Annotated in this window: 15 protein-coding genes and 1 tRNA gene; 13 read left to right on the top strand and 3 right to left on the bottom strand. The window is 61.9% G+C overall.

Going from position 1 to position 19251, the window contains the following annotated elements; all coding sequences use genetic code 11:
- Positions 1-2775 carry a PKD domain-containing protein gene (locus QW379_02655; GenBank protein ID MEM2869308.1) on the bottom strand — a complete coding sequence of 925 codons (2775 nt, stop codon included), beginning with the start codon at positions 2773-2775 and terminating at the stop codon, positions 1-3.
- A 248-nt stretch (positions 2776-3023) separates the two neighbouring features.
- Between QW379_02655 and rpl7ae the strand changes: the two genes are divergently transcribed.
- From rpl7ae to QW379_02625, 6 genes are all read left to right on the top strand, one after another.
- Positions 3024-3395 (top strand): 50S ribosomal protein L7Ae, encoded by a 372-nt coding sequence (rpl7ae, locus tag QW379_02650; GenBank protein MEM2869307.1) that lies wholly within the window; start codon positions 3024-3026, stop codon positions 3393-3395.
- A 13-nt stretch (positions 3396-3408) separates the two neighbouring features.
- Positions 3409-3621 carry a 30S ribosomal protein S28e gene (locus QW379_02645; GenBank protein MEM2869306.1) on the top strand — a complete coding sequence of 71 codons (213 nt, stop codon included), beginning with the start codon at positions 3409-3411 and terminating at the stop codon, positions 3619-3621.
- Between the two features lie 7 nt (positions 3622-3628).
- Positions 3629-3811, top strand: coding sequence for a 50S ribosomal protein L24e (locus tag QW379_02640; GenBank protein MEM2869305.1), 183 nt, complete (start codon positions 3629-3631; stop codon positions 3809-3811).
- Between the two features lie 122 nt (positions 3812-3933).
- The gene (gene infB / locus QW379_02635) at positions 3934-5688 is read left to right on the top strand and encodes a translation initiation factor IF-2 (GenBank protein MEM2869304.1); all 1755 of its coding nucleotides are present in this window, start codon (positions 3934-3936) and stop codon (positions 5686-5688) included.
- A 137-nt stretch (positions 5689-5825) separates the two neighbouring features.
- A complete protein-coding gene (locus QW379_02630; GenBank protein ID MEM2869303.1) occupies positions 5826-6626 on the top strand; it encodes a tRNA (adenine-N1)-methyltransferase in 801 nt (266 codons plus the stop codon).
- A gap of 51 nt (positions 6627-6677) precedes the next feature.
- The gene (locus QW379_02625; GenBank protein MEM2869302.1) at positions 6678-7355 is read left to right on the top strand and encodes an MBL fold metallo-hydrolase; all 678 of its coding nucleotides are present in this window, start codon (positions 6678-6680) and stop codon (positions 7353-7355) included.
- 195 nt (positions 7356-7550) lie between these two features.
- On the opposite strand, the gene QW379_02620 is transcribed toward QW379_02625, so the two are convergent.
- Positions 7551-7624: transfer RNA gene (locus tag QW379_02620), tRNA-Val, on the bottom strand.
- A gap of 189 nt (positions 7625-7813) precedes the next feature.
- Here QW379_02620 and QW379_02615 point away from each other — a divergent pair.
- The 6 genes from QW379_02615 (at position 7814) to QW379_02590 (ending at position 16201) form a co-directional block, all read left to right on the top strand.
- Complete coding sequence (locus QW379_02615) at positions 7814-9052, top strand: MBL fold metallo-hydrolase (GenBank protein ID MEM2869301.1); 1239 nt, start codon at positions 7814-7816, stop codon at positions 9050-9052.
- Positions 9053-9179: 127 nt separating this feature from the next.
- Positions 9180-11198: a PQQ-binding-like beta-propeller repeat protein gene (locus QW379_02610; GenBank protein MEM2869300.1), complete on the top strand. Its 2019-nt coding sequence runs from the start codon at positions 9180-9182 to the stop codon at positions 11196-11198.
- The gene (locus QW379_02605; protein MEM2869299.1) at positions 11195-12955 is read left to right on the top strand and encodes a hypothetical protein; all 1761 of its coding nucleotides are present in this window, start codon (positions 11195-11197) and stop codon (positions 12953-12955) included. Before QW379_02610 ends, QW379_02605 begins: the two co-directional genes overlap by 4 nt.
- Positions 12955-13635 carry an ABC transporter ATP-binding protein gene (locus QW379_02600; protein MEM2869298.1) on the top strand — a complete coding sequence of 227 codons (681 nt, stop codon included), beginning with the start codon at positions 12955-12957 and terminating at the stop codon, positions 13633-13635. Before QW379_02605 ends, QW379_02600 begins: the two co-directional genes overlap by 1 nt.
- 98 nt (positions 13636-13733) lie before the next feature.
- Entirely contained in the window at positions 13734-14618 is an 885-nt protein-coding gene (locus tag QW379_02595; protein ID MEM2869297.1) for an ABC transporter permease subunit, read from the top strand.
- On the top strand, positions 14615-16201 hold the full coding sequence (locus QW379_02590; protein ID MEM2869296.1) for a hypothetical protein: 1587 nt from the start codon (positions 14615-14617) through the stop codon (positions 16199-16201). Before QW379_02595 ends, QW379_02590 begins: the two co-directional genes overlap by 4 nt.
- 124 nt (positions 16202-16325) lie before the next feature.
- Here QW379_02590 and QW379_02585 read toward each other — a convergent pair whose 3' ends face one another.
- On the bottom strand, positions 16326-17726 hold the full coding sequence (locus QW379_02585; protein ID MEM2869295.1) for an MBL fold metallo-hydrolase: 1401 nt from the start codon (positions 17724-17726) through the stop codon (positions 16326-16328).
- 64 nt (positions 17727-17790) lie between these two features.
- Here QW379_02585 and QW379_02580 point away from each other — a divergent pair, with 64 nt between their 5' ends.
- Complete coding sequence (locus QW379_02580; GenBank protein MEM2869294.1) at positions 17791-19245, top strand: M48 family metalloprotease; 1455 nt, start codon at positions 17791-17793, stop codon at positions 19243-19245.
- Positions 19246-19251: the final 6 nt, after the last annotated feature.

The following is a 19251-nucleotide window of genomic DNA, read 5'->3' as shown; positions in this document are numbered from 1 at the left end:
CTAATCTCGACGGCGGACGAGAAGCGAAGCAGCTCCCGCGGCCGCCAGCGCGGCCAGAAGAAGGCTCCACCAGGGAAAGGGCTCGACCGTGACCTCCCCCCCGGGCGGAGGATTCCAGACCTCCACCTCCACCACGGCAGCCTCCGAGGAGAGGGGGGAGGCGACGGCGCGGGCCTGAATTCTGTGGGCACCGTTTCGAAGCCCGGTGGTGTCGAGGGAAAAGCTCCAGCTCTCCGTGCCTGAGGCCTCCCTCCACTCCCCCCCGTCGACGCGGACCTCGACGCGCAGGAGGGGCTCCGTTCCGGGGATGGCCCTGCCCCCGACCTCGATGACCCCCCTCACCCTGCTGCCGTTTGAGGGGTGCGTGATGGTGCAGCCGGGCGGGGAGGGAGGGGGCCGGGCCTGCGAGACATTGAGGGTGAAGCCCTGCTTGTCCAGCCCCCCGCGCCCGTCAGAAACGATGAGCACGAGGGAGTAGCGGCCCTCCTGCACGGGGGTCCAGTAAACTCTCCCGGAATGTGGCTCAACGACCATGCCCTCCGGTCCCTCAGAGAGCTCCCAGCTCAGGAGGTCGCCGTCGTCGTCCTCCGCCCCTGCGCGGTACTCCCACACCTCCCCGACCCTTGCGTCGAGCACCGGCGTGCTGTTTATTCTCGGGGCCCGGTTCCGGGGCGAGACGGTGATGTTCAGGACCGTGCTGGAGGCCTCTTGGCCGTCGTCGTCCCTGACGAGAACGAAGGCGCCGTAGACCCCCGGGGCGGCGTACTCATGCTGAACGGTCGCCCCGGCAGACCATCCCGTGAAGACCCCGTCCCCGAAGCTGAAGTTGAATGACGCGACACGTCCATCGGGGTCGGACGAGAGGGAGGCGTTGAAGAGGACCGGCTCCGTGGCGGCGGGGCTGACGGGGCTGGCCGTCAGGCGGGCCTCCGGGGGCCGGCCGAGGACAGTGACGCTGACCAGGGCGGGCTCGCTCAGGGCCCAGCCGTCCCCCGCGACGAGGCTGAAGCGGTAGAGCCCCGGGCGGTCCGGGACAAAGGAGAGGATGGGTGACAAGGAACTCTCCAGCTCAGCCGCTGGCCCCGTGAGCTGGGTCCAGAGGAACTCCAGCCCGTCCCCGTCGGGGTCGGAGGCGCCTGCAGCGATGGAGACCCGGGTCCCCTTCCAGGCCGTGACGTCGGGCATGGGAGCCACCTCGGGGGGGTGGTTGAGGATGTACTCCACATCGATTCCGAGGAGAACGGGCGAGGAGAGCCCGTCGCTCGTGGAGAGCAGGGCCCTGAACCTGAGCGGACGCGCGCCTCCGGCGGCCTCCAGGGAGCCGTTCTCCGGCGCCCTCGACCAGGACAGGCCGGAATTCGTCGAGAGCTCGAGCTCTATGGAGTTCGCGCTCGAGTTGGGCAGGAGGGAGGAGAGGGTCACGCGGCTCCAGCGCACGAGGTGCGCGGGCGAGAGCTCCCCGGTCTCAAGAACTCCCGAGGGTCTGTACAGGTTGACGGGCTCAAGAATTCCGGCGTGAACCTCCGGGGCGCTCGAGCCGGATGCGTGGTCCCAGGCGAGCACAAAACCGCCGCCCGGTCTCCACGCAATGGAGCAGTTGGCAGTAGCTCCCTCACTGTCCGGGATTTTCACAGCGGTGCCGTTTTTGCCGCCGCCGGCGTCGAGCAACTGGTAGCGGGCGCACCGGGGCCCGCTCCCGTCCTCGTACCAGCCCACGCTCGCGCTTCCGTCTGGCGCGCTCGCGACCCTGGGCCTCCACTCCCGCGCCGCTCCGGTGCAGACGTCAAATTTGGGGCCCAAGGGGGCGCCGTCCGGTCCGAACCACCGGCCGTAGAGGTCGACCGAAACAAAAGGCGGCCCCTCCTCCCAGACCACGATGAGGTTCCCCCCGGCATCGCGGGCGATGTCCGGCATGTCGCTCTGGCCGCTCCCCGCAACCTCCAGCGCGCTGCCGTTCAGGCCCGCGCCCCCGTCCAGCCTCTGGAGGAGTGCCCGGCTCGGGTTGCCGTAGTCTGTCCAGACCACGACATATCCGGATGGGGGGCTGGCGACCACGCGCGGGAACCACTCCGGGTTCGCCAGGGTGGAAATCGCCCTGTTGCCGTGGACGGGCGCACCGGAGGTGTCGAAGAGCTGGCAGTATATGTCGTTCTGGTTGACTGCGAACTCGCGGCTGTCGACCCAGACGACCAGGGTGCTTCCGTCGGGCGCGCAGGCCACATCGGGGTAGTAGGGACAGGCGACGGAGCAGGCCTCCAGCCGGCTCCCGGTGACGGTTCCGTCGGGGCGGAAGCGCTGAGCGTAGATATGACCGCTCATCGGGTCCTCCCAGGCGACGACGAAGCCGCCCCACGGGTAGACGTCCACGACGGGCCAGGGCAGCGAGGACTGGGAGGCTATCGTCAGCCTCGAGCCGTTCTCCCTTCCGTCGGGCGTGTATCTCTGGCACAGGACGGCGGTTCCGTTGATGCTTCTCTCCTGCCACACCACCACGATGTCGCCCGAGGGGGCGACGGCGACGTCCGGGTTGGTCTCGTTCCAGGGCCCCCGGCAGACCTCGAGCCCGCTCCAGCTCAGGGAGGGCCTGTCCCTGAGCAGGGCGACCGAGCCGTCGCCCAGAATGGTGAGATTCTCCATGGCCATGCCTGAGAAATCGTGAATCGAGAGCCGGCCCTCATGGGACGGCCCGGAGGGGGGCTCCAGGGCGCCAGCCGAAGGGCAGAGGACGGGCCAGAGGAGGAGGGCGGCGGAGGGGATCAAAAGAGGAGGGCGCACACTGTACCTTCTGTCCGCTCGGGTTAATATTCATTGTGGAATAAGCTGGTATCCATCGGTTCCGGAGCCGGGCTGGAGCTCTCCAGGACCGACCCTGTGAACCCGGCGGGTGAAACGGTGCCTGGCTCTGCCCCTGCAGACCCCGACCCTCCGGTGCCGGGGAGAAGGGTTTATAAAGGGGAACTCGCTTGCCCACAGGCCTGTGAGTGATGAGGGCCCCTGTTGAGGGGCCTGAGGGAGGAATGGAGATGGCCAAACCGATGTATGTTAGGTTCGAGACGCCGAAGGAGGTCGCGGACAGGGCCTATGAGGTGGTGGAGCTCGCCAGAGAGTCCGGCAAGATATGCAAGGGCTCCAACGAGGTCACGAAGATGGTGGAGCGTGGTCAGGCGAAGCTCGTGGTAATGTCGGAGGACGTGCAGCCGGAGGAGATTCTGGCCCACATGCCCTTCCTCTGCGAGGAGAGGAACGTGCCCTACATTTACGTGCCGGCCAAGCAGGAGCTGGGCAGGGCCGCCGGCCTCGATGTCCCCACGGCCTCAGTGGCGGTGATTGACCCCGGAAAAGGGAAGGCAATTCTAGAGGAGCTGGCAGCGAAGATCGCCCAGCTAAGAAAGTAGGGGGGTGGCGCCGGTGGCAGAGGAGGACGGCATCCCATCCGAGGTCGTTGAGATAATCGGCCGCACGGGGATGTGCGGCGAGGCCACACAGGTCAAGGTCAGAGTGCTGGACGGGCGGGACAAGGGTAGAATCATCACGCGGAACATCTTCGGACCGGTCCAGACGGGCGACATCGTGATGCTCAAGGAGACCGCCCGCGAGGCCCGCAAGCTGAACGTAAGGTGATGCCGGGATGGTTGAGAGAAGGCTGTGCTCGTTCTGCGGGAACGAGATAGAGCCCGGCACCGGGAAGATGTTCGTGAGGAAGGACGGGAGTATCTTCCACTTCTGCACAAGCAAGTGCGAGAAGAACCTGCTCAAGCTGGGAAGAGTTCCGCGACATACGAAATGGACGAAGAGCTACCAGAGAGGATAGAGTCCGGCTCCAGGAGTGGGGGAGAATCGCCGGATAATGGTGGTCCTCTGGGAGGTTGCGGGGCTGGGCAGGGCTCTGAATGACTATGCATCGTAGGGTGTGTCGAAGGGAGCGGAAAAAAAATGTCAAGGGTCCGCCAGCCCATTGTCAGTGTCCTCGGTCATGTGGACCATGGGAAGACCACCCTCCTCGACGCCATAAGGGGCTGCACCGATGTTGCGGAGAGGGAGGTGGGGAGAATCACACAGCACATCGGCGCCAGCGAGGTCCCCATTGACGTAATCCTCGAGCGCTGCGGAGAGCTCGTGAGGGGGCGGAGCCTGAGAATTCCCGGGCTTCTCTTCATAGACACTCCGGGCCACCAGGCCTTCACAACCCTGCGCGCCCGGGGCGGCTCTTTAGCAGACCTCGCGGTGCTCGTCGTGGACATCATGGAGGGCTTCAGGCCCCAGACGATTGAGTCCCTCAGCATCCTGAGGAAATACAGAACACCATTCGTGGTGGCGGCCAACAAGATCGACCTCATTCCAGGCTGGAGGGAGCGCAGGGGCCAGTGCGTCATCAAAGGGCTCTCCGAGCAGCTTGAGAGCGCGGTCTCCGAGATGGACACGAGAATCTACAAGCTATCCGAAGCCCTGCACCGCGAGGGCTTCTCCGCCGATCGCTACGACCGCATCAGTGACTTCACGAAGAACATCATGATTGTCCCCGTCAGCGCAAAGTCCGGGGAGGGGGTGCCAGACCTTCTCGCAGTGCTGGTAGGGCTCGCCCAGAAGTTCCTCGAGGAGCAGCTCAGGACCGAGGATGGACCGGCCGAGGGGACGGTGCTCGAGGTGAAGGAGGAGAAGGGCCTGGGGAAAACCCTCGATGCGATAATCTATGCAGGAACGATAAAAAAGGGCGACACCATCCTCGTCGGAACCTGCGGAAAGCCGCTCTGCACGAAGGTCAGGGCGCTTCTGAGGCCCAAGCCACTCGATGAGATTCGCGACCCGCGGCAGAGGTTCGACTCTGTCAAATCGGTAAGTGCCGCCGCCGGCATCAAGATATCTGCGCAGGAACTCGAGGGTGTGGTCGCTGGGGCCCCCCTTCGAGTAGTTGAGGGGGAGCTCGAGGAGCAGGTCCGGAAAGTGGAGGAGGAGAGCAGACCAGCGGTGGAGACCTCGGAAGAGGGCATCATCATCAGGGCAGACGCCATCGGCTCTCTCGAGGCGCTGGCGTTCGAGCTCAGGGCCGCAGGAATCACCATTAAGCGGGCGGAGGTCGGGGAGGTCTGCAGAAGAGACGTCGTCGAGGCCGCGACCGAGAAGAACCCCCTGAACAGGGCTATTCTCGCTTTTAACACCCACGTTCTTCCGGATGCACGGGAGGAGCTTGAAAAAGAGGGCGTGGCGGTTATCGAGAATAATATCATCTACAAACTCGTCGAGGATTATCTTGCCTGGAGGGAGAGGAGGAAGGCCGAGCTCGAGCGGGACAGGAGGGCCGAGCTGGTCCACCCGGGGAAGTTCATGGTGCTGCCGGGCTGCGTCTTCAGAGTCAGCAAGCCTGCTGTGGTCGGGGTGCGGGTTCTGGCGGGCAGGCTGAGGCCCGGCCAGTCCATCTTGAGGGAGGATGGTAGGGTCATCGGGAGAATAAAGAGCATCCAAAAGGACAATGAACCACTGAAGGAGGCGCTGACGGGCCAGGATGTTGCAATCGCGATCGAGGGCGCGACCGTCGGCAGACAGCTCTGCGTCGAAGACGTTCTCTATGTGGACATTCCGGAGCACCACGTCAGGGAGCTAAGGAAGCTCGAGCTCAACATAGACGAGATTGAGTGCCTGAACCGGGTGTGTGAGATTCATCAGAAAGAGAAGCCGTTCTGGGGGAAGTAAAGGCGCGAATGGGCAATGTCAGGGGGGAAGGAATGCGACGGGGGACTTCCTGGTCGATGGGGGACGGTGGTCCGGGCCTGTGGCGCGGGACACGCCATTGAGAGACTGGAGCGCCAGAGAGGAAAGAGGATGAGGGGATGGAGGATACGAACCGGGGCGGGAGCGAGGTCAGGAGGGGCGAGAGGGTCATCCTCCTGAGCGAGGGCGGGATGAAGATACCCGCTGCAGTGGAGGAGGGCGTGAGACGAGTCGAGGGCGTTGGGGTCGTGGACACTGGGAGACTCATCGGGGTCCCCTACGGTTCGGTAATAAAATTTGGCGAGAGGCGCTTCATAGTCCTGAAGCCCTCTCTGCTGGACCATATCGAGACGCTCAAAAGAAGGGCACAGATAATCCTGCCAAAGGACTCCGCCCTTATAATAATGAATTGCGATATCTCCGCTGGGAGCGTGGTCGTGGAGGGCGGGAGCGGCTCGGGGGCCCTCACGCTTGCGCTCGCCCACGCCGTGGCCCCAGACGGCAGGGTTATTTCTTATGACACCAGAGCCGATTTTCTCAGTTTAGCCCGGAGGAATGTGGAGGCGGCGGGGTACGGCGGTGTGTGCACTTTTAAAGAGGGCGACGTCTGCACGACCGGCGGTATAGAGGAGAGGGGTGTGGATGCCGTTGTTCTGGACATCCCCGAGCCCTGGCGGGCACTGGAGAACGCGTGGCAGGCCCTTGCGCCCTGTGGCCATCTTGCATCCTACTCCCCCACGGTGAACCAAGTGGAGCAGACTGTGCGTGCGCTCAATGAGATGAGATTCATCGAGGTCTTCACCATCGAGACGCTCCAGCGTGAAATGGCTGTTGTGGAGAGGGGCATTAGGCCAGCGTTCGATATGCTGGGGCATAGCGGCTACTTGACCTTCGCCAGAAAGGTGCTTGAAAAATTCTAATGTGCCTCCTCAAAGAAAATGCTATCTTTTTTATTGTGCATTATCCCACATATGCAGACGCCGGCATTAATAGGGGGAAGAATTTGCGTAGTTGGAGGACCGGAGCTCACCGACCCGCGAGACTGCATGGTATATCTTCTCTCTATACAAGGAGAACAGCTGCTGATTGACGCTGGGGCCGGGCCCAGCGCTCCCGCTATATTGAAGAACATAGAGCGGGCATCTCCCGGTGCGGTCCTCAGGACCCTAGTTCTCACCCACGGCCACATCGACCACGTAGGCGGAGCGGCGGAGATAAAACGGCGCACTGGCTGCAGGATAGTCGCGCACGAGCTCGATATGGACGCGATTCAGGGCAGGAACCCCAGCAAGTCCGCGGAAGGGTGGTATGGAATTCGACTCGAGCCGGTCGGGGTGGACGATATTCTCAGGTCAGAAGAAGAAAGGAGGATCGTTGGAGGCGTCGAGCTCCACCTCCTCCACACGCCCGGCCACACGCCCGGGAGCATCGTCGTGTGGGCTGATATTGAAGGCAAGAAGGTCCTCTTCGGTCAGGACATCCACGGGCCATTCGACCCGGATTTTGGCTCGGACATTGATGAGTGGAGGAGGTCCATGAGCAGGGTCCTGGCTCTTGAGGCGGACATCCTCTGCGAAGGGCACTTCGGGGTATTTGAGGGAAAAGAGAGGGTGAAGCGGTTCATTGAGGGTTATTTGAGAGAAGTATGAGCGATTTTTCCTCGGGACTTGGGCTGGCCCAGAAGAGTCATAGTAGGCTCGGGTAGTTCGGAGAGCAGCAGGAGAAACGGCATAGTGCTGCTCATTGTAAGGCTGAAACTTTAATAACTGGAAAGTGGGCTCAGCCGGACCGCAGGCGAGCGCAGGTCGCCGAGGACCCGTGCTGAGTGTTTAATAACTGGAAAGTGGGCTCAGCCGGATTCGAACCGGCGACCTTCGCTGTGTGAGAGCGATGTCATAGCCAGCTAGACCATGAGCCCCAATGGCCTGCTCCAGGAGAGAATGCCGCTGCGGGTTCAAATTGTTTTCGGAAAAAGTTGAGACCGGGAATGGGTAGGGGGTTAGAAGAGGTATCGGATTTTATTTCTCCGAATTATATCAGGAGAAGGGTATAGATGCTTCTAAGGTCGCCTGCAAACCTTTAATAACCACACCCGAATACAAGACCGATGGCCCTGAGCTTTCGATTCCTGGGCGGTGCGAACGAGGTCGGCAGCGCAGCCCTCGAGCTCACACTGGATGGAGCGCGCTTCCTGTGCGACTATGGCTACGCGCCTAGCCGTCCCCCACGGTTCCCGCGTGAACCAGCGCTAGAGCCAGACCTGGTGCTCATCAGCCATGCTCATATGGACCACGCCGGTCTCGTGCCCTCGCTCCCCGCACGCACGGGCGCCCCTATCCTTGCCACTCTGCCCACAAAGGCGATGTCAGAGCTCCTTTGCTACGACGGCCTGAAGGTGGCGAGGAATGAGGGGTACACCCTGCCCTACGGCTCCTCCGATATCGAGCGGGTTCAGGAGAACTTCGATATCGCCGGCTTCGGTAGCAACCGGGATGTCAACGGGGTCGAGGTCAGGCTCCGTCCCGCAGGCCACATACCTGGCGCCGCAATGTTTGAGCTCGAAGGGAGCAGGAAAGTTCTCTTCACTGGAGACATCAACACTTCAGACACTCATCTCGTCCGCGGGACGCGGCCCCGCAGATGCGACATTCTTTTCATGGAAAGCACATACGCGGGCAGGGAGCATCCAGACAGGAAAGAGACAGAGAAGAGGTTTCTCGAAAGGGTGGAAGAGGTCGTGGAGCGCGGCGGTAAAGCTCTCATTCCCGTTTTCGCGGTCGGCCGCACGCAGGAGGTCCTGATGATGCTGCTCCGCCTCCGCGTCAACATCTGGCTCGACGGCATGGGCCAGAAGGTCAACCGCATCCTGCTGGAGCAGCCCGGGTTTCTCAGGGACCCAGAACTCCTCCGTAAGGCTGACAAGAGAGTGAGATACGTCAGGGGTGAGCATCTCAGGGCCGCAGCGGCGCGGAGCGAGGTCGTGGTCACAACCGGAGGGATGCTAGAGGGCGGGCCAATCCTCGAGTATCTGAGGCTCCTCAAGCGCGATAGGAGGAGTGCGGTCTTTATCACCGGATATCAGGTCGAGGGCACCAATGGTCGCCTCCTGCTCGAGAAGGGCAGAATCGACCTCGGGGAGGGTCCGGAGGAAATAGAGCCAGGGGTCGAGTTCTACGACTTCTCTGCCCATTGCGGGCACTCCGAGCTCATCGAATTCGCTAAGGGCTGCGGCCCAGAGAAGGTCGTTCTGTTCCACGGGGACAGCCGGGAGAAGCTGGCCGCAGAGCTGGAGAAAGAATTCGAGGTCCTCCTTCCCCGTAACATGGAGCAGGTGCGGTTGAGCTGAGGCGCACGGGGGAAGGCTAGGCCACTTTCCAATTGGCCAACTTACATAAGTACGGCGAAAGCCTATTAAGCTGATTAGAACCAATGAACCATAAAAATGATATTAAATAATATGGTAAGGGCCAAGCGTGGTGAAGGCCGGGAGGGAGAAGGGAAAAAGGATGAGCGTCCGGTCATCTGGAAGGGCTCCGGTCGCCATTACCATCGTCCTGCTTCTAGCGCTGCCGATTCTCACGCCGTTCCCTCAGGCTAGGGGTGCGGGCGGCGACCCGGAGAGTGTCGAGGTGCTCTTTTATTTCAGAGAGGAATACTATGTGTGGGGGAAGGTTCGGATCTCCGGAGCTGCTGACGCCGTCTCCGTCTCCTACTCCGCAGCCTCGGACCTAGACAAGGTGTTCCAGTACGACGAGAGCGGCGGGCAGATTTTTATCGAGATAGGCGGTCTGAGCCCACCTCCCGATTCATGGGTCTGGTGCCTCTTGTTATGGAACATCTCCAACAGCCGCTGGGAGCCATGGGAGAGGGGCGCCAGAGAGCTGCTCCTGCGCCCCGGAGATGCGATCGCTTGGTGCCCTTCAGACCTGTCCCCTCCCGTTCCCGACCCGCTCTCGAAGTACCCCTGGCCGATGTTCCGTTCCACTTCTGGGAGGACGGGCGAGTCGCTCTCACCCGCTCCCCTCTCAAATCTGACCCAATGGACCACTGACCTTAGCTCGCCCGTGGACTCAACGCCTTGCGTGGCAGATGGAAAGGTCTTTGTGCTCGCTGGCGGGCGCGGCCGGGGACCGGCGAGGCTCCTCTGCCTCGATGAATATTCGGGGAGACTTCTCTGGCAAAAGAACCTGAGTGCGTCTGACAGGCAGTACTCCAGCCCAGCCTTCCACTCGGGAATGGTTTTTTTCGGTCTAAGCGATGGGCGGTTTCTGGCGGTTGATGCACTCACAGGGGAGACCGCGTGGGAGTTCAGAGCGCGCTCCTCGGAGATCGGAATCTCTTCCTCCCCGGTTGTGCACAAGGGCCATATCCTTATTGCGGCCGGAGACGGATACGTCTACTGCCTCAACGCTACAGGCACCAAGCGCTGGGAGAGGGACACGGGAGCCCCTGTTCATCTTTGCTCTCCGGCTGTCAGGGGCGGCAAGGTTCTTATCGGGAACGAGGCCGGAAGGTTCCTGTGCCTCAACCTCACCGACGGAGATATCTTGTGGTCGGCCGAACTTGGCGGGAGAATTCGCGCCACGCCAGCGATCTCATATGAGAAGTCCGAGAACTATGTCTTCGTCTCCGTTCTCCGAGAGGAGCTCTCCATCTTTAGCCTCTACCAGTTCTACATTCCCGACGGCACCTACCAGTTCAACACGAGCTATCCTGCCTCGATTTCCTCTCCAGCGCTTCTTGGCGGAGGCCTCTACATTGGAACATCGGCTGAGTTTGTCGGGCACCATCCCGACAGAAACCAGCGCTTCTGGGGCCTGCCATTCGCCCCCGTGGATACTTCGGCCGCGGCCGCTCGTGGCTATGTATACTTCGGTACGAGCGGCGGTAGGGGTACCATGGTGTGTGCTCGGACCAGTGGTTTCTTGGAATGGACCTTCCATTCGGAATCGCCATTCTTCTCCTCACCCGTTCTCGCGGATGGGAGAGTCTTTGCCTGCACCAAGGATGGCCAGCTGTACTGTTTGGGAAGGTCACCGGCAACCAGAATCGAGGGCTTCTTGCAGGGGCCATCAAGGGCGACGGAAGGCTCGGAAGTGAAGCTGAGACTTACCCTGAACAACACAGGCGACCTCGGCACCACCATCAGCCTCTGGCTCACCGTGGACGGCGCCCGGAGCTCCCCTAGGGAGGGGCCGCTCGAGCTCCTGCCAGGGGACATTAAAGAGGTGTCTCTTGTCTGGAGGGCGCGTGAGGGAAGGCACGTCCTGGGAGTCGAACTTAATGGGACCGACGCGGAGGTCAACACGGTCACAGTAGAGGTGACGAAGGCACCCAGGACCTGTGCCATCGCGGCCGCGCTTGCAATACTTTTGGCGTTCTCCGCGCCGCTTCTACTCGTCCGCGGCGGGCGCGGGGGGATATGGAAGGGAAAGACCCTGTACTGTGCGTCAAGAGAGTTATTTAGAAATCGAGGGGTGGTGGAAGAATGAGGCCCCCCAGGACCGTATTAACGCCGCCACCCAGAGCCCGAAACGAACGGGATGCCCTCCCCGCCTGGCCGGCCCCGACCATCCTCATCGTCCTCCTCCTCCTTCCCCAGTTCCCCGCTGCGAGCGCCGTCCCAATCCCTCAGACTATTTCCGTCGCCGCGGACTGGACGGGCGCGGAGCACTACATCCGGGACCCGCAGGTGATTGAATTCAGAGGGAAATTATACATATTCTGGGAGGGCGACGACCCCAGCGGCGTCTGGCGCGGTCACCACGGCAACCTCTACTACCGGACCTATGAGAATATCGGCGGAATCGTCTCGCTCAGCGAAGTCAAGAGCCTCACCGGTTCCGTCTCCACTTTCGAGGGAGAGCACAGGAATGAGAAGCTATTCCCCGTCGTCTTCAAGGACAAGCTTTATGTGGTCTGGGCGAGCGCAGATAGGGCCCAGGTCCCTGAGGCCAATGTCGGTTGGGTCGAGATTCTCATCAAGAGCTTCGACGGCGAGAGATGGAGTGAGAACTTCATGGTCAACGGCCCCGTCGAGCCCTACAACTTCTCAAGGAGGGGGGCTAACCAGTTCCCCACAGCCGCGGTCTTCAAAGGAAAGCTCTATGTGGTCTGGGAAAGGAATGTCCAGTACGATGGGTACCTCTACTCAGATATCTGGCTCCGCGCCTTCGACGGGGAGAGGTGGGACCCACCGGTCAAGGTCTCGCCCGACACCGACAGGGACTACAACGAGGAACCCACCGCGATGGCGCTCGGGGACAAACTGTATATCGTTTGGGAGAGGATAGACTTCCGCAACCCCGCGGCTTGGAGATGGCAGCTATTCGCAAGGAGCTATGATGGTGAGGCTCTCGGACCCCTCACACTCATTACCGAGTCGACGGACCCCGGCTACAAGGACTCATATCCAAAACTCATCTACTATGACAACCCTAGAACCGGCCGGCCGGAGCTGCACGTCTTCTGGAGGGTAATGGGCGTGCCGAGGGGGCAATATATGCTGTCCGCGGCCGTCCAGCACTCCGTTTTCGACGGCGAGCGCTGGAGCGAGCCGAGGGAGGCGGCCCCGGTGACGAAGGCCGGCCGGGCGACGGGCCTGGGCCGAATCGGAGTGACTGTCTACAAACAAAAAATATACCTTGCCTGGGCCACCTCAAACGACTACGTCTCGACCGGGGAGGACTATGACATAGGCCTACGGAGCTACGACGGGGAGGCGTGGAGCGAGATAAGGGAGGCCACTCCTCCAGGTGACGAGACCGTCCCCCCCGCCTGGCAGCTCAAGGGCGCGAGGCCAGTAGAGCTCGACCCAGCGGGACTCCCCACTGGCTGGTCCTTCCTGGACGACTGGAGGCCAAACTTCGTCAGCATGGATAACGACCCACGCCTCATCGAATACAAGCACAGGCTCTACATCTGCTGGAGGATGATTCCGGACATCAAATTCTACGGGACAATGATTCTCTATCTCAGGGTGGTCGAGGACGCGGACTCAGACGGTGATGGATACACGGACACGGCCGACGCCTTTCCGGAGGACCCGCTCGACTGGAGGGACGCTGACGGCGACGGTGTGGGCGACAACAGCGACCCTGCGCCGTACAACCCAGACGTATGGCTCATCGGCCAGAAGACTTCTCATTCTAGAGAGACCAACCCCGCGGCCGGGGCCGCGCTCTTACTCGTTACCGTAGCGGCCGCGGCCTACATCCTGAGGCCATCGAGAAGGAGGGAGGAGGGGTGATGGAGTTCGAGCGAGTGAGCAGGTATTACGACGGCTTCCGGGCCCTAAACAATGTGACGCTCAATGTAGGTAGCGGGGAGGTCGTGGTTCTCGTCGGACCCAACGGCGCTGGTAAATCCACGCTCCTCAAAATCGCCGCAGGATTTCTGGAACCCTCGTCCGGCGCCGTCCGAATGGGAGGGAAGGGCCTCAGACCCAGAGAGGCCCGCGCTATTACGGGTTATCTTCCCGAGAACGCCGCATGCTATGACGAGCTCACCGCTCGCGAGAACATGGAGTACTTCTGCACCCTTCGTGGCCTCCCGGCCCGTGAGGCTAGGAGACGGACGCAGGAGCTGCTAGAGCTCGTCGGGCTTCAGAGGGAAAGGAAGCTCGTCAGGGAGTTCTCGAAGGGAATGAGGCAGAGGCTCTGCCTCGCGCTCTCCTTGGTCGGGGAGCCGGAGCTCGTGCTCTGGGACGAGCCCTCCACCGGCCTCGATCCTCTGGGCAGATTGCTCCTACGGCAAATCATCGGCACTCTCAAGGAGAGGGGGGCCTCGGTTCTGATATCCTCCCACGACCTCCGCGAGGCCGCTCTCGTGGCAGACCGGGTATGCCTGCTGCACGAGGGCGAGGTGAAGTTCACGGGAAGTATGGACGGACCCGCTCTAGAGAAGCTCTTCTCAGAGGTGGTGAGCTAATGGCGGCGGCGGATAGAGAGATAGAATCGGGGGGAGGAGAGAGAGAAGGCATGAGAGCGCAGGGATGGGACGAAAGGGGGGGAGGGGAAGACGGGGCGTTGGCGAATGTTGGCTCGGCTAGGGAGCGGGATGGGAAGGAGGGGGCGGAGGGAAGGGTGGGAAGAAGTGCGAATCGTTACGAGGAGAGAGGAGCCACAGGTGCCGGTCCTTTCCGGGCCGGTGGGAGAGCTCCCGCCATGAGTGATAATAAAAAGGGCGGTTATGGCCCGCTCCGCACCCTCTCGGCTTCGCTGCGCAAGGAGCTTCTTATCAACATAAGGAACTGGAAGGTCCTTGCCTACTCCCTATTCCTCGCTGCCCTTCTCTTGCTCGGTTCGTACCTGCCCCCTGACACTTTTCCTTATGAGACGGCCATATCCCAGGGGCCTCTCGTGGTGCTCGCGGCGTTGGGCTGTGCTTTCGTCTTCGGGGTCGACGCAATTTCGAGGGAGCATGAGAGGGGTACGGCCCCGCTTCTCTTCGGAACGCCCGCGAGCCGGGGCGTTATGCTCGCCGCAAAGGCGCTCGTCCCCATCATCGCCTGGCTACTGACCCTTGCGGCGCTCTGTGCCGTCTATCTCACACAGGGGCTCGGGGAACAATTTGCGATTCTGTGGCTTGCGAGGCTGCTCTCCGCAACGTTGCTCTTCTTCGCGGGGCTCTCCCTCCTCCTCCTCATATCTGCCGCGGTAAGGGGACGCGGTGCGCCCTTCGCGGGACTGGTTGCGGTGCTTCTAATATTCTTCACATCGGGGTACTTCCCGGTCGAGATGGCAGGGGGGGCAATGATTCTGAGCCCGGGATACCACGAGTACCTCACCACGGTCGACTTGGTCGACGGCGCGCTCGATAGTCCCTTACCGGCGGCCGCGCTCGCGCTGGAGGCCGCGGCCTTTGCTGCACTGGCGGGGTGGTTCTTCAGGAGAAGCGAGGTGGTCAGATGAGGGCCGTGGCTCTCGCGCGCGCCTCGCTCGCTGCGCTTATTCTGCTGGCATTGGTTCCGTCCTCATCGCCCCAGACCACCACGGGCATTGAGTTCGAGGTCATCTGGGAGAGGTCCTTCTTTTTCGAACTCACGGGAAGGGTGATGATCGCCAATGTCTCTCTCAACAGCTACCTGCCCATCGAGGCCTGCTTCACGGTCGAGGTCTCAGCCCCCGGCCTGAGCGTTTCGCCCACGGTCACCAACGTGACGCTCTCCGGCGGTGGGAGATTCGTTCTGGAGGTGAAAGTGTCCGCGCCTGCGCCGGGTGAGTACTTCCTGACCGCAGTTATGAGGAGAGGAGAAATCTCAAGCAGGCATCTGGCGGCCGCCGTGTTCCTCCAGCCGCTCTCGTGCAAGTTCGAGCTGCCCTGCGACAACGGAAGGACCGCTATGTTAGGAGTCGGGCAGAGCTACACGGCGCGGGTGAACTTCACCAATTGGGGCGCCTTGCCACTCAACCCCACTCTAACGCTCCAGGCTAGGGACGTCGCGGATGCCCCTCCAGCGTCGGACCCAACCGCCCCTGTGACCTTTGAGGTCGGGAGTATTCCCCCCGGGGCAACTCGCCTCTTCACCTTCAACGGCTCATCCCTGCCCTCACTCGGCACCCGACTCATTCAGCCAGTCGTGAGCATCGGGGATGGGGTCGCCATCTACGGCTATGACGTCGGGCCCCTTGGCGCCTATAATGTGACGAGATTCGAGTTCACGTTGGCGGCGAGGGAGCTTCTCGGCGTGGAGCTATCGAGCGACGTCTTCGAGCTCGGGAAAAGGACCACGGTCACAGTCTATTTTGAGAGCAGGAAATCGCTCCCAGTCATGGAGGCCAGAGTCGAGGTAAGGCTCAGAACGGACATCGAGGCGCGCGGAGAACTCAACGACTACCCAGCTGAAGAGCGCTTCGAGGAGTTCATAAGTCTCGTCAAATCCAGAGTGGAGTGGGACAGACACATCGAGCTCGGCGGAATGAGGCCGGGCGTGCAGGTGCCGAGGGAATTCTCAATCCAGCCCAAAATCTGCCGGGCTTCGGAAACGGGGGGTAGCTTCTTTCTAGATTTCAGGGGAAATCTTGACGGAACCACAAGCAATATCTCCAGACCGGTCTCCGTGCGCTCGCCCATTCTCCTCCAGCTCGAGAGCGGGGAGAAGGTATGCTATGGAGAGACGGGGGCGCTCCTGACGCGTAGGGTGATTCTGCGCAATCATTCCAACCAGACGATTCAGGGCGCGAAGGCCCACTTCTTCCTCGACTTCAAAGAGAGGGGCCTCGTGGAGAAGGGGAGAATCGCCGAGACGCCCCACATACCCGTCCCCACCCTCGCTCCGGGGAGGGAGGCCCGCCTGGCCCTAACGATTCGTCTCCTCTCACCCGGCACCTATGTGTTTTTCCCGCTCGTCGAGTGGGGTGGGCTATCGGTCTACGGCACCAGCATAAGAGTGGAGGCGTCCGCTCCCCAGCAGACACCAGTCGGCCCCTACGCCACCGTTCTTGTCGTTATTCTGGTCCCCCTTGCCCTGACGAGGAAGATGGCCCTAGCGTGATTATGCCATCCCATGAGGTGGTGTCGTTACTGGACAGCGCCAATTCCATCCCTTCCCAAATCACATGGCCCCCAGTCTAGTCATTGACGGGCTCCGGTAGAGGTGGCCAGAGCCCGCAGAGCGGTTAGAGCTCCCAGGAACTCCCCGGCCATGGAATTCGGGTGCGGGCTCCCCACTCCAGAGCTATAGCGCTTGCTAGGGCGTTGGCACCCTCCTTCTCGCCGTGGACGAGGAAGACGTTCTCCGGAAATCGTTTGAACCCGCGCAGCCACTCCATAATCTCAGAATGGTCGGCGTGGGCAGAGAAGCTGTCTAGTGCCTCGACCCTCGCCAAAACCTCCCGGACCCTGCCCAGTATCCTGACGCTCCTAGCGCCATCCCTCAGCTTGCGGCCCAGGGTCCCGATGGCTTGGTATCCGACGAAGAGGACGGTGCATTCGGGCCTGCCGATATTGCGGGATAGGTGGTGCAGCACTCTCCCCCCCGTGCACATCCCGCTGGCAGAAATAATAATGTGGGGCTGGCGTACCCGGTCGATTTTTCTAGATTCCTCGAGCGTGCGGGTCAGATGGACACCCGGGAAGTCGAGGGGGTCGTCGCCACTCTCTAGAAGCGCCAGAGTTTCGGCGTCGAAGCACTCGGGGTGATTCCGGTATATCTCGCCGGCTTTTATGGCCATCGGGCTGTCCACGAAGGTCCTGAGGCCTTGCAGCTCGCCGGCCTCCATGTAAGGATTGAGGGTGTAGAGAACGTCTTGGGTCCTGCCCACTGCAAAGGCCGGGATGATGACATTCCCGCCCGCCTCCACTGTGGACTTCACGACCCTAAAGAGCTTCCCGGAGCGGTCGGCCTTTTCGGAGTGGACCCTCCCTCCATAGGTAGATTCAAGAACGAGGGCGTCCGCATCCTCGACTCTAGTTGGATCCCGCAGGAGGGGCGCCCCGGGTCTCCCGAGGTCGCCGCTGAAAACCACCTTTTTTCCCTCAGCCTCGAGCTCTATCATCGCAGAGCCGAGGATGTGGCCGGCGTCGAGTAAACGGACCTTCACGTCACCAACCCGGAACTCCCTTTCATATTCCACCGTCTCGAACCTGCGCATCACTGCATCCACGTCTTCGAGGGTGTAGAGGGGGCGGGGGGCAGCCCTGCGCCGCCGGGCCTTCCTCTCGGCATCCTCCATCAGGAGGTGGGCGGAGTCGCGGAGCATTATGTCACAGAGGTCGGCCGTGGCGGATGTGGATATTATTCTGCCCTCGAAGCCCCACCTAATGAGGAGCGGTAGCCTCCCGCTGTGGTCTATGTGGGCGTGGGTGAGGACGAGGGCGTCTAATTCCCCAACTGAGTTGCCGAAACCGGCGGAGTTGAGCGCTTCGAGCTCGGGCGGTCCTTGAAAGAGGCCGGCGTCTATGCCGATTCTCGCCCCTGGCGTCTGGACAACATAGTGCGAGCCGGTGACGGTGCCGGCGCCTCCATAGAACTCTATTTTCATCACGCCCACGATTCGCTCGCCCTTTGGACAGCCCATGTCCTTGGCGGGAGATGGCGGGCGATGGGAAAAAGGTTTTCTTCATGAACGGGCATTCTCGATTGTGGAGGAAAAAACGCCCGCGCTACTCAGGGGTTTTGCGGGAGGAGTTGTGCTCGCGGGCCTGACAGCGCTGCTGGTCGCGCCCTTCTCGCCCAGAATGATTGCGCCCGTTTCGGGTATTCTGTTTCTTGCCGGGCTGGCGCTCGGGACGGCCCTGCGCTCCAGAACGGTGGTATGGTTGATGACCACGGGTGTTTTCTCCACACTGGTGATGGGTGCGGGCCACGTCGCGGGAGCCTTGTACGGTAGAGCGCAGCTCTGGGTCAGCGGAGCCTTCCTCCTGTCTCTCTTCCTATCTCTGTATATCCCAGTCCTCAGGAGCGTCCAGAGGGCGCTCCTATCGGCACTAGTAACAGTGGCGGCTGGTTGCGCCGGAGCGCTGCTCGGCCTGGCGCTCGGCGCCACCATCCTAACGGCGCTCCTCTTCCTCTCCGCCGGCTGCTTCTTATCAGTCGTGAGCTCCGAGGACGGCGCGATATCGCTTGCGCTCCACTCAGTCCTCGCATGCTTCATGATGGGCTTGGGCTATGTAGCGGCCTTCCTGACTGGGATGTCGGGCCTCTGGGTTCCCGCCCTCTTCATACTTTCTGTGCTGGTCAGTATATTCGTTCTGCCGTCCGCAGCCCGGCTGCTCATGTTGCTGCTAGTCCCCATCGATGTCTTCGCCGCGTTCGGCTATGTCCTGGGCAGACCCTTCGGCCTTTCTCAGGGGCTCGTGCTGGTCTTCACCGCGTGCGGTGCTGGGTTTGACCTCCTGATATATTACCTATCGGAAAGCTGGGTTCTGAGGGCCAGCGGGGCCCGGGTTGTGGACGAAGTGCAGCTGCCGGAGGTCTACGGAAGGCTTAGGGAACTCTCCTCACGAGCGCGACTCCCCCCTCCGAGAGTAGCCCTCATGGTTTCGGACGCCCCAAACCTCCTATCCGCTGGCCGCGGCCCTTCCCGCGCAGTCATCGCACTGAGCACAGGGCTTCTGGAGCGGCTGAGCGAGGAGGAGCTGGAGTCGCTTTTGGCTCACGAGCTAGCCCACATAAGGGAGAGAGAGCTCGCGCCCGCCACCTTGGCGGCCGCGCTAGCCTCCCCCGTTGGGAGTCTCGCGCGCCCGCTTCTGGAGGAGAGGGGGAGCGAGCTTTACCCGCTGATAATCCCTGTCCTAGCCATTGCCGCACCCTTCTTCAGCCTCTTGATTCATCTCTCTGCCCCGCGGGGAAGGGAGACCAGGGCGGACAAGGTGGCCTTGGCCCTAGGTGCCAGTGCGCCCGCGCTCGCCAGAGCCCTGGAGAAGCTGGAGTCTGGGGCCGGTGGGAGCCATCTCGGGGCCAACCCCGCGACCGCTCATCTTTTCGCCATCAGCCCCTTCAGGCGGGGCTGGGTTAGCGCCCTCTTCTCCAGCCAGCCCCCCACTGAGGAGAGGGTGGCGGTGCTCAAGCGGCTCTCGAGCGGGGCCGGTGGGTGATTGCGG

The organism is Thermoplasmata archaeon, assembly GCA_038851035.1.
GTDB lineage: Archaea > Thermoplasmatota > DTKX01 > VGTL01 > VGTL01 > JAWCLH01.
The sequence above is the reverse complement of the archived record's forward strand: the minus strand, read 5'-3'. Positions and strand labels throughout refer to the sequence as shown.

Excerpts from the sequence above, each read along its gene's own strand:
- rpl7ae (MEM2869307.1), top strand. The coding sequence starts at position 3,024 with ATGGCCAAACCGATGTATGTTAGGTTCGAGACGCCGAAGGAGGTCGCG.
- QW379_02640 (MEM2869305.1), top strand. The coding sequence starts at position 3,629 with ATGGTTGAGAGAAGGCTGTGCTCGTTCTGCGGGAACGAGATAGAGCCC.
- infB (MEM2869304.1), top strand. The coding sequence starts at position 3,934 with ATGTCAAGGGTCCGCCAGCCCATTGTCAGTGTCCTCGGTCATGTGGAC.
- QW379_02630 (MEM2869303.1), top strand. The coding sequence starts at position 5,826 with ATGGAGGATACGAACCGGGGCGGGAGCGAGGTCAGGAGGGGCGAGAGG.
- QW379_02625 (MEM2869302.1), top strand. The coding sequence starts at position 6,678 with ATGCAGACGCCGGCATTAATAGGGGGAAGAATTTGCGTAGTTGGAGGA.
- QW379_02615 (MEM2869301.1), top strand. The coding sequence starts at position 7,814 with ATGGCCCTGAGCTTTCGATTCCTGGGCGGTGCGAACGAGGTCGGCAGC.
- QW379_02605 (MEM2869299.1), top strand. The coding sequence starts at position 11,195 with ATGAGGCCCCCCAGGACCGTATTAACGCCGCCACCCAGAGCCCGAAAC.
- QW379_02600 (MEM2869298.1), top strand. The coding sequence starts at position 12,955 with ATGGAGTTCGAGCGAGTGAGCAGGTATTACGACGGCTTCCGGGCCCTA.
- QW379_02590 (MEM2869296.1), top strand. The coding sequence starts at position 14,615 with ATGAGGGCCGTGGCTCTCGCGCGCGCCTCGCTCGCTGCGCTTATTCTG.
- QW379_02585 (MEM2869295.1), bottom strand. The coding sequence starts at position 17,726 with ATGGGCTGTCCAAAGGGCGAGCGAATCGTGGGCGTGATGAAAATAGAG.